13 protein-coding genes are annotated in these 9222 nt (G+C 65.3%); 8 read left to right on the plus strand and 5 right to left on the minus strand.

From position 1 onward, the window contains the following. The first annotated feature begins 76 nt into the window (after nucleotides 1-76). Both ACR5MH_RS22620 and ACR5MH_RS22625 read left to right on the plus strand, forming a co-directional pair. Nucleotides 77-262 carry a ribbon-helix-helix protein, CopG family gene (locus ACR5MH_RS22620; RefSeq protein ID WP_407791879.1) on the plus strand — a complete coding sequence of 62 codons (186 nt, stop codon included), beginning with the start codon at nucleotides 77-79 and terminating at the stop codon, nucleotides 260-262. Nucleotides 263-342: 80 nt separating this feature from the next. After that, on the plus strand, nucleotides 343-531 hold the full coding sequence (locus ACR5MH_RS22625) for a hypothetical protein (protein WP_115697572.1): 189 nt from the start codon (nucleotides 343-345) through the stop codon (nucleotides 529-531). Nucleotides 532-635: 104 nt separating this feature from the next. Here ACR5MH_RS22625 and ACR5MH_RS22630 read toward each other — a convergent pair whose 3' ends face one another. Both ACR5MH_RS22630 and ACR5MH_RS22635 read right to left on the minus strand, forming a co-directional pair. Then, on the minus strand, nucleotides 636-1337 hold the full coding sequence (locus ACR5MH_RS22630) for a hypothetical protein (protein ID WP_407791880.1): 702 nt from the start codon (nucleotides 1335-1337) through the stop codon (nucleotides 636-638). A gap of 562 nt (nucleotides 1338-1899) precedes the next feature. Beyond that, nucleotides 1900-2475 (minus strand): hypothetical protein, encoded by a 576-nt coding sequence (locus ACR5MH_RS22635; RefSeq protein ID WP_115697574.1) that lies wholly within the window; start codon nucleotides 2473-2475, stop codon nucleotides 1900-1902. Between the two features lie 135 nt (nucleotides 2476-2610). Here ACR5MH_RS22635 and ACR5MH_RS22640 point away from each other — a divergent pair, with 135 nt between their 5' ends. The 4 genes from ACR5MH_RS22640 (at nucleotide 2611) to ACR5MH_RS22655 (ending at nucleotide 4294) form a co-directional block, all read left to right on the plus strand. Continuing rightward, nucleotides 2611-3219: an RNA polymerase sigma factor gene (locus tag ACR5MH_RS22640; protein ID WP_115697575.1), complete on the plus strand. Its 609-nt coding sequence runs from the start codon at nucleotides 2611-2613 to the stop codon at nucleotides 3217-3219. Beyond that, nucleotides 3216-3722 (plus strand): hypothetical protein, encoded by a 507-nt coding sequence (locus ACR5MH_RS22645; RefSeq protein WP_115697576.1) that lies wholly within the window; start codon nucleotides 3216-3218, stop codon nucleotides 3720-3722. Before ACR5MH_RS22640 ends, ACR5MH_RS22645 begins: the two co-directional genes overlap by 4 nt. A gap of 151 nt (nucleotides 3723-3873) precedes the next feature. Next, nucleotides 3874-4029, plus strand: coding sequence for a hypothetical protein (locus ACR5MH_RS22650; RefSeq protein ID WP_433862715.1), 156 nt, complete (start codon nucleotides 3874-3876; stop codon nucleotides 4027-4029). After that, nucleotides 4022-4294, plus strand: coding sequence for a DUF3892 domain-containing protein (locus tag ACR5MH_RS22655; RefSeq protein WP_115697577.1), 273 nt, complete (start codon nucleotides 4022-4024; stop codon nucleotides 4292-4294). Before ACR5MH_RS22650 ends, ACR5MH_RS22655 begins: the two co-directional genes overlap by 8 nt. A gap of 146 nt (nucleotides 4295-4440) precedes the next feature. On the opposite strand, the gene ACR5MH_RS22660 is transcribed toward ACR5MH_RS22655, so the two are convergent. From ACR5MH_RS22660 to ACR5MH_RS22670, 3 genes are all read right to left on the minus strand, one after another. Beyond that, on the minus strand, nucleotides 4441-4662 hold the full coding sequence (locus ACR5MH_RS22660; RefSeq protein ID WP_407791881.1) for a hypothetical protein: 222 nt from the start codon (nucleotides 4660-4662) through the stop codon (nucleotides 4441-4443). Between the two features lie 66 nt (nucleotides 4663-4728). Further along, a complete protein-coding gene (locus ACR5MH_RS22665; RefSeq protein WP_407791882.1) occupies nucleotides 4729-5127 on the minus strand; it encodes a hypothetical protein in 399 nt (132 codons plus the stop codon). A gap of 14 nt (nucleotides 5128-5141) precedes the next feature. Then, nucleotides 5142-6074 (minus strand): hypothetical protein, encoded by a 933-nt coding sequence (locus ACR5MH_RS22670; RefSeq protein ID WP_407791883.1) that lies wholly within the window; start codon nucleotides 6072-6074, stop codon nucleotides 5142-5144. A gap of 73 nt (nucleotides 6075-6147) precedes the next feature. Here ACR5MH_RS22670 and ligD point away from each other — a divergent pair, with 73 nt between their 5' ends. Next, a complete protein-coding gene (ligD, locus tag ACR5MH_RS22675; protein ID WP_407791884.1) occupies nucleotides 6148-7635 on the plus strand; it encodes a non-homologous end-joining DNA ligase in 1488 nt (495 codons plus the stop codon). 94 nt (nucleotides 7636-7729) lie between these two features. After that, the gene (locus ACR5MH_RS22680) at nucleotides 7730-8947 is read left to right on the plus strand and encodes a tyrosine-type recombinase/integrase (RefSeq protein WP_407791885.1); all 1218 of its coding nucleotides are present in this window, start codon (nucleotides 7730-7732) and stop codon (nucleotides 8945-8947) included. Nucleotides 8948-9222: the final 275 nt, after the last annotated feature.

The following is a 9222-nucleotide window of genomic DNA, read 5'->3' on the forward strand; positions in this document are numbered from 1 at the left end:
TACCACGAATGCAAGACAGTTGACAATCATGCCGGTTTGGGATCAAACTAGAGGCATGCCGGGACAACAGAAAGCAATGACGATCAGGCTGTCCGCCGAGCAGGCGGACCAACTCGAAACCGTGGCGAGTGTCGAGAACCAGCCGGTATCAGAAGTGATCCGGGCGGCCATCGCAACCCACATCGAGACCGTCTCAAACGACGAGAAGTTCCAAGCCGGCCTCCGTGAGCGCATCGAGCGCGCACAAGGCCTGCTCCGCTGAAATCAAGGCTCCCGACCCCCCAAAGGCCGGGAGCTTTTTCGTGGTGATTTCAGTGCATCGCTCTCCCAGGAAGGCACGCCATGATCGAGCAGATCGGAGCCCTGATCGCGACCCACTGGCCCACGATCGTCCTCAGCATCCTCGGCGGCCTCGGCATTTGGGCCGGCCGCATTCTCGTCAGCGCCCTCTTCCGCGGCGCCTGGTGGCTTCTGCGCGCCATCGGTCGCAGTATCCTCAACGCCATCAAATGGAAGATCGGTTGGTATTAGAGGTCGATGGCGGGAGTCGGACCGCATCCCTGCGAACGCGAGGCGCCGCGGAGAGCTGGCATTGCCGGTGTCACCCGAGGGCGTCAGCGTGAGGGTCGGCAGGCCTACTCCCGTTCGAAGGGTCGAAAGGGAGCGGCGAATGTCCGCGGGATGAGCTTGCTGTTGCCGATAAGCAGGGCAACGGCGAGGACGATGTAGATACCGGAGATGATCCAGCGGGCTTCGGTGGTCGTCAACACGAACGAGGCCGCGAAGAGCCCGACCAGCGCGGCGGCCCAGCGGCCTGAGAACCGAAGCCCGATCAGCATCGCCACCCCGAGGAGGGTCTGGGTGGCGGTGAGGTCGAACTCTTCGACCTGTCGGCCGTCCAGCGGGAGCGCCCAGCCGCCGCCTCCGATGAGGTGGGCGACGGGGAGGGTGCCGACGAGCGCGGTCCACTGATTGACCTTGCTGGCCAGGAGGACGCCGACCCCCATCGCCGCCTTGCCGCGTGCGGCGAAGATGATCGCGATGACGAACTCGGGCGCCTCGGAGGCCAGCGGCGCGAGCCAATGCACGAGCAGGAAGTCGTCGATCCCGGCCGCTCTTCCTCCGGCGATCAGGCTGTTGGCGAACTGCTCCGCGAGGAGCAGGATGACGACTGCCGCCAGCACGACGATGCTGATGACGGTCACGCGGCGCGCGACCGTCGGAAGCGTGCCGATGGCATGGGGCACGCCGACGAGTTCCGGCTCCTCGCTGTCTCCCTTGGCGACGCGCCACAGGTAGAAGACGAACAACCCGAGCAGCACGACACCGAGCAGCACGACACCGAGCAGGACGTGGATTTGACCGGTCAGCGGGATCAGCAGCGTGAGCGGGGAGGCGATCAGCAGCAGGCCCAGCTCGCCCGATTGTCATCCGGGAGGCGATAAGCCGCCTCATCGAGTCCGACTCTCGGGAACCCTTCCTGCGAAACCACTACCTCCCGCCCACCCGGCGCGTACACGGTCGAGGTGCAAGTCCGCGGACGCAGCTCGGATGACCGTTACTACGTCTTCTGGGCAGAAGAACCTGGTGACGTGGCCTTCATCAAGGCGATCGCCGCAACGCGAACTCGGCTCTTTCAGGACCTTCCGGCTCGGCAGCCTGTCTGTTGGGGGGACCAATCGGACAGATACAGGAACCCCAAACCGGACGGCGCAGCTCGTAGCCTGCCGGAGCCCGAGTGACGCGGGTCGGCGCGCCCGTAAGACGCATCCGCTTACGCGCTCCGTTGAACTGCTCGAAAACCATCGTTATAGGGGCGTAGGCGAACTAACTGCTCCCTCGGGGCGTATGACTGGCTGCGGGGCCGCGAAGTGTTGGCGAGGCCCCGCAGCCGATGGGTTACTTCATGGTGACGGAGTTTGCCTGGTCGTTCATCGCACCGAGATTTGCGGCGTTGACGGCGTAGCCGTATGCGGCGCCGCTGTAGTTGGTGCCCTGCCACACCTTGGTGGTGCAGTTGGAGAAGCTCTTGAACGAGCTGACGCGTCCGGACCAGCCGACGTTACCGAGGGGGCCGTAGTACCAGGTGGTGCTGCCGTTGCAGGCGCTGGAGTTGGTGATCTGGAAGAAGGAGCCGCCGTAGTTGGCGTCGTCGTAGAGCTGACTCTGGACAAACGTGGTTTCAACGCCGGCCGCGGCGAGGGCCGCGCTCGGGGAGGCCCCGCGAGCACCACTGGGGGCGACGACCTGGAGGTGAGCCTGCTCGAGGACAGCCTTGTTCAGATCTTGCCCGGCGTCGACGCAGACCAGGGACTTGGTGCCGAGGTCGTAGGAACACGACTGGGCGGGTGCGGCCGCGGTCTCGGCGGTCGCGTTCGCCGCACCGCCGATCGAAATGAAGCCGAGCGAGAGCGCGGCGACACCCAGTGCCGATGCCAGAAAACGGCGCGCGCGAGTAGGCGGTTTGATTGCCATTTGACTTCTCCCCAGAAGTAAATACGCCCGGCCCGGTGCCGGGCAGGGTCAGTCTGTCGCCGGATCGCCACGGTCACAAGAGCCGAAATCCGAAACTCGTTGAGAGGATTCGGCGCGGAGGCACATTTCCTAGGTATGAGCGAGCAGACCGAGACGAGCACGAGGGCATGCAGGAGGTCGCGATCCGAATTCTCGGACCGCGACCTCCTGCATGCCCTCGTCGACGGTCATCGGCGCGCGCTCGGAACGCTCTATGACCGGCACAGCCGCGTCATCTACGCCTACATCGCCGCCCGCCTCAATACCCGAGAGGACATCGAGGAAATCAGCCAGGACGTATTCGTCACCCTGTGGCGGAAACGATCCAGCCTCACGATCGCCGGCGACTCCCTCCTGCCCTGGCTGCTGGTCACCACCCGCAACCTGATAGCCAACCGCCGACGATCCCTGCACTCCGCCGAGAAACGGCGCGCCAGTACTGCTGTCGACGAAACAATGCCTGATTCGAGGCCCGGGCCGGCCGAGCTCTCCGAGCGGAAGCAACTGCTCGCGTATGTCGAAGCGGTGGCCGCCACCCTCCCCGAGCCCGACCGGACCGTGTTCGAGCTGTGCATCCGCGGCAATCACAGCTACGAGGAAGCCGCCGCCCAGGCCGGCATCACCACAGGCGCCGTGCGCAACCGACTCTCCCGGCTGCGCACCCGCCTCCGCAACGAACTTCACACGCTCAGGGGGACACCATGACCCACCACGACCTACTGCCCACCGATGAACGCTTCGACCAGATCAAGCACCGCGTCCTCGAAGCGATCGCGGTCGACGACCGCCGCCGCACCCGCAAGCACCGCCTCGTCGCCCTGGGAATCGCCGGCAGTCTCGCGCTCGGCACCACGGCCGGCGCCGTCGCCATCGCCCAGGCGCCACAAGGCCAGATCAACTACGTCGCCGACTGCTACGCCAGCGCCGACCTCAACTCCCGCCACGCCACCTCCGCCTACCTGCCGGGAAATCAGAACGCAAAGACCCCCACGCCCCTGCAGGAGCGCATCAGCCTGGCCGAAGACATGTGCGAGGCGACCTGGCGAATTGGGACCTTCTCGCCGGGTGGATCCACTGCCAACCGGGAGTTCGCGGTTCCGAACCTGCAGACCTGTCAGCTGCCCGACGGACGTCTGGGCGTATTCCCCTCCGACCTAGCCGCGAACGAGCTGTGCTCGAAACTCGGCCTGACTAGCCCGCACGCGTGAAAACGGGGATCGCTCATCGTGCGGTTAGGGGCGGTGCCCGCCGCCCTCGCGCCTGGGGAGGGGCAGCGGCGGGCACCTACCGACCCGAGGCAATCAGAAACGGGACCGGCTGCACCAAGTGTGACATCCACCCAAGAAAGGAGGCCCGACCATGAGCAGAATTGATCCGGCCGCGATCGAACTCCCACCCACGCAACCCATCGACATGACCGCTCTCCTCGAACACGCCATGGCCCAAATGGATCATCGCTTGCGCCGACATTCTCTTCAGCGTCATAACCAAGAAAAGGAGCATTGGCATGTATGAAATCACCGCGATCAAAGTGTCGAGACAACCGCCCACCCTCGGGGCGATCACTGACTATTACTTCCAAGGACGCGGTGGGGAGCCGAACCAATGGGTGAGCAAACCGAACGCCGTCACCTATGTGGCCAACAATCCTTCGACCGTGTACGTGAGCGGCGCAGGAGCCACCGTATTCGTAGAAGTCGTCAGTGGCCAGCCTGACTACCTCCGCACTCAAGGCGATGGAACATCTAGCGACAATCTGCTCTCACTACCCATCCACTGATCGGAGAAGTTCGTACTTCTTCAGCCCGGGTAAGCCGCGCATGCTGCCACTGCAATTCCCCGACAGTTCATAGCCGATAATCGACGTTACGTCAGGTTGAGAGTTTCCTGTGAGCGTACTGACCCCGGTTCTCCCGCATGCTGTCGCTACGAGACTCGGTCGCGGAGCTGTTCGAGCGAGTAGATCAGCTGGTTGATGGCACGGGTACGGTCACTGCCGGGAGCCATGTCAACGCGCAACCACCGCGCAGGTTCCACGAACGCTCCATTCTGGATCCGGATAGCCAGCTCTCCGCTTTCGCGGTCTACAGGGTCGGCTTGCAGGGCAACTTCGTCGCCGTACGTGATGGTGATCTGATCGTCATCCATGAAAGAGTCCTCCTGCTTGTGGGCCGTAATCGTGTCGGCCGGTTTGGTTGTAGCGAAATGGCAAGATCAGCCGCGCAAGACCCACGCATCCTTGACGCGTCGGCGGACCTCGGGAGCGTTGAAGAGCGCGTTCGTGGTGCGCTTGTGCTCCCCCGAAGCATCTCTGATAGATCGGATAATCCGCCCCACTTCAGACTTAGGGATGCCCGTGATATCTGCCGTCGCACGCACCGTGAGGCCTTCTTGCAGCGCGGCGTAGACCGCTTGCTGCTTCACCAGAGCGAAAGCCTGGTCAGCGATTTGAGCCTGCTGGCGCGCGGCCTCCACTGCGTTGTGCGCGCGGTCAATGCGGCCGAGACCGTAGGACGGTCGCGACGGCCACCGTTCCTCTCGAACGGCGAGAGGGAGGTCGGGCGCCCAATGTTCATTGGACGCGAGGTAGTCCGTGCGCGTCGTCTGTCCCATATTGGGACAATATCCTATGTCCCATCTTGGGACAAGCCTGCCCCAGTGTGCGCTGCACGTCCTACGCACCCGGGCGGCAGCGGGAAGCCTGGTTCCGGCGACCATTCGAGCTCGGGGCGCCCCCCGCGGCGGGCGAGCAGGCGCAAGGCAGCCAGGTGCCCGGAAAGGGCCGCGTCGAATGCCATCGCGACAGCGGCGAGATTGGCAGTGAATGATGCGGCGAACACCTCTCCCCCTGCGAGCCGTTCGATATCGGATGCTGCGATACTCCGTCGTACCGACGGGTGGGTCAGGCCGCTGACGTAGCCCCAGATGCCTTCCGTGTGGTTGCCGCTAACTCCTACAGTGTCGCCGGATTCGCGAACAATCGGCCCGAAACCGGGTAGCCCCGGGTTGATCTGCTCGACGGGAATCGCAGCGGCGGCCGCATAGTCGCGGATGCGCCGCTTCTGCTGGCGCGACCTGGCCGAGTTGTCTCGACGTTGCTTCTGCTTGTGGGCGCGCTCTGCCTTGGAATCGCCAGGTTCCTCCTCGGTGAGAACCGCGACCAGGTGGTCGTCGTGATGGATCTCGTCCATCCGAGCGCTCAAGGAGCGGCGCAGTCGCTCGGATTGGTCGTCCGGGGCGAGGAGCCAGATAGCGAGGGCGGTCGACTCGATCGCGGTGCGGAGAACGGGGTATTGACCCATGAGGGGTACGCGCAGCCCCCCGGTCGTCTCATCGCGAAGGATCAGTCGCGCCGTCTGCAGCGCATCAAGCGAGACTGAGAGGCAATGCCCGACCAAGTGGCTAGTTTGATGCCCACCCAGCATGCGGTCGTCAGCCTCTAGCGCCGATCCGGGCGCTGCGAGGTCATGTCGCCCGTCGCCTACATGCTTCGCGATCGACTCGACGACGCGGAGCTGGTAGGCCAGCCGCTCAGCTGCAGCACCCTCATCGATCGCCACAGCCGGAATCTAGCAGCACGTTGGAGATCATGGTCTAGTCGCCGGCATCAGCTCTGCGCGGTACCGTCGTGCCATGCCGGCCACCCCGCTCGTCGACGTCGACGGGAGACGGTTGCGCCTGACCAACCTCGACAAGGTGCTCTATCCCGAGACGGGCACCACCAAGGGCGAGGTCATTCACTACTACGCGACCATCGCACCAGCGCTACTCCCCCACCTGGCTGAGCGACCCGTCACGCGCAAGCGCTGGCCGGACGGCGTCGGCTCTGCAGCCTCGCCGATCGAGGCGTTCTTCGAGAAGGATCTCGGCATGGGCGTGCCGGATTGGGTGCTGCGCCAGACGATCCTTCACTCCGGCGGCGAGAAGCGCTATCCGGTGGTCACCGATCGCGCGACGCTCGTCTGGCTCGCCCAGAGTGCGGCGCTCGAGCTGCACGTGCCGCAGTGGCGCTTCGACACTGATCGCCGGCCGACGCGGATGGTTCTCGACTTCGACCCTGGCGAAGGAACCGGTCTTGCCGAGTGCGCTCAGGTGGCGTTGTGGGCGAAGGCGATCCTCGACGACATGGGGCTTCCGACATTCCCCGTGACTTCCGGCAGCAAGGGCGTCCACGTCTATGTTCCTCTCGACGGCCAGCTCTCCTCAGCCCAGGTGTCCGACGTCGCCCGCGAGCTCGCTCGGGCGCTTGAGGCTGACCACCCCGCCGAGGTGATCTCGACCATGCCGAAGGCACGTCGAGTGGGCAAGGTGTTCATCGACTGGTCCCAGAACAACGCCAAAAAGACGACCATCTCCCCCTACTCGCTGCGCGGCACCGCCCGACCGTTCGCGGCCGCGCCTCGCACCTGGGAAGAGATTGCCGCACCAGGACTCAAGCAGCTGGACTTTTCCGAGGTCCTCGACCGATTCGAGGATGCGGGTGATCTGCTTGCCGCTCTCGACCACTCCCCCGCTGTACGCCCGCCTGAGCCTCTGCGAGGCCAGATCGACCTAGCGCTCGCCAAAGCCTCCGAACGCGTCCCAGAGGCCGCGGCGCTGCCCGGAGGAAGCCGTTACGAGCCGAAGCTGGACGGTTGGCGGACTGCGGCGGTCGTCGACGTCGACCGGGTGACACTCTGGTCGCGCCAGAAAACGAACCTAACCGAAGCGTTCCCCGACGTCGCCGCGGCGATCGCCGAGCAGGCAGAGGCCGGCGTCGTCCTCGACGGCGAGCTCGTGCGCTGGAACGACGGGCGACTCGACTTCGACGCCCTGCAGCGCCGTTTCGGCTCAGGCAAGCAGCGCCGCCGGCAGCTGGTCGATGAGGAGCCGATCGACCTCGTGGTCTTCGACATCCTCGCTGCAGGTGGCCGCGACCTGCGCGGGCTGCCCTACGACGAACGTCGCCACGCCCTAGAACAGCTCGCGGCCGGCTGGCGGCCGCCTCTGAGCTTGATCGCCGCCACTGCCGATGCCGATGAGGGCAGGAGGTGGTTCGAGGAGTTGCCCGACCGCGGGATCGAGGGCGTGGTGGTCAAGGGCGGCGCGCAGCCGTACCGCGGCGGCCAGCGCGATTGGTGAGTTAACTGCACCACCAGCGCGTCGCCAGACCGGGCGATCTTGCGTTGGTAGACCGATGTTGCAGCCCTGATCAGCCGTGGCGAGGAGCACCAGCGTGAGCGAACCGGAAACCTGGGAAGACCCGGTCGGCCGCGGCTTGCGCGCTGGCGATGTCCCGCTGGCGCGGGTGGGAGGTGTGCGCGCCGGGCCCGGCCCGGTGGAGCCGTACGTGTTGCTCGATGGGAAGGGTCGGTTGGTCGAGCCGGTCAGCGCGTGGGTGCGTTACATGGTTGCCGGGGACCACAGTCCGCGCACGATCCGGTCGTACTGCTACGCCGCGCTCACCTGGTTCCGGGTGCTATGGCAGCTCGAAGTCGACTGGGAACGGGCGACCGAGGCAGAGACAGCCATCATGGTTGGCTGGCTTCGGGTCGCACCGAATCCTCAGCGTCGTCGGCAGGCCGGTGCGCCGGCAGTGAATCTCAAGACGGGTAAGCCGAATCTCGGTCTGGGCTATGGTGTGGCGACCATCAATCTCACGCTGGCTGCCGTGCGCGGGTTCTACGACTTCCACGAGCATTGGGCACGAGGTCCGGTCGTCAACCCGGTCCCAGAGTCTCCTGCTCGTCGTCGCGCGCTCGCCCACCGCAGCCCACTTGAGCCTCGTCAGTCGTACCGGCGTGGGGCGTATAGGCAGCGCGCACATTCGCGCGCGCCGCGGTCGATCCCGGATGCGATGTGGGACGAGTTCTTCGCGCAGATGCCGACCGATCGTGATCGGGCGTTGGTCGCCTGCTTCGTGAGCTCGGGCGCTCGTGCCGAGGAGCTGCTCGGAGTACAGCTCGAGGACGTGGATTGGGCTGGGCAGCGGATATCAGTCGTCTCCAAGGGTTCGCGTGAGCGGCGTCTCGTCCCACTGTCACCGGAAGCATTGACGTGGCTCAGCCGGTACCTGGACACCTTCGTGGACGCATCGCGTGGCTCGCTCTGGAAGACCGTTCGGGGAGAGCCGCGCCCACTGACCTACAGCGCCGCTCGCCGGGTGATGCAGCGAGCGAACGGCAGGCTTGGTACGAACTGGACGTTGCACGATCTCCGGCACACTGCGGCGATGCGCATGGTGAGCAGTGGCGTCCTGACGCTGCCTGAGGTGCAGGTTGTGCTCGGTCATGCTGACATGCGGACCACGAGCATCTACACCACCCCACGCATCGAGGAGGTCATCGACAAGGTGCATGAACACTACGCACGTCTCGCGGCGCCGCCACCACGGTTCGCATCCGGTTACGCCGCCGAGGACATCGCGATCGTCTTCGGAGATGCCGGTGAGTAGGGCGCTCGTGTCCACGACCGGCGTCTGGAGCCGGAGGGAAGCACCCCAAGACGACACCCGCCCCGGGTCGCTTTCGAAGCAGTCGTGGGGCAGCGCGGAGATCGTTGAGCCGCTCGCGCCTCAGCCTCGCCTGCCGCAGCCGCTCGGAGATTTGAGGTCGGCGCCGGTTGAAGCCCTGGTCTCCGCGGCCTGCTCCGTGCTTCCGCGGTCGGCTGTCCAACTCGACAAGCGCTCGCGCTCCATCCGGCGTTTCACCGAGCACCTGAGCACCTTCC

It is taken from the genome of Streptomyces sp. L7, from assembly GCF_050990935.1.
Lineage (GTDB): Bacteria > Actinomycetota > Actinomycetes > Actinomycetales > Microbacteriaceae > Leifsonia.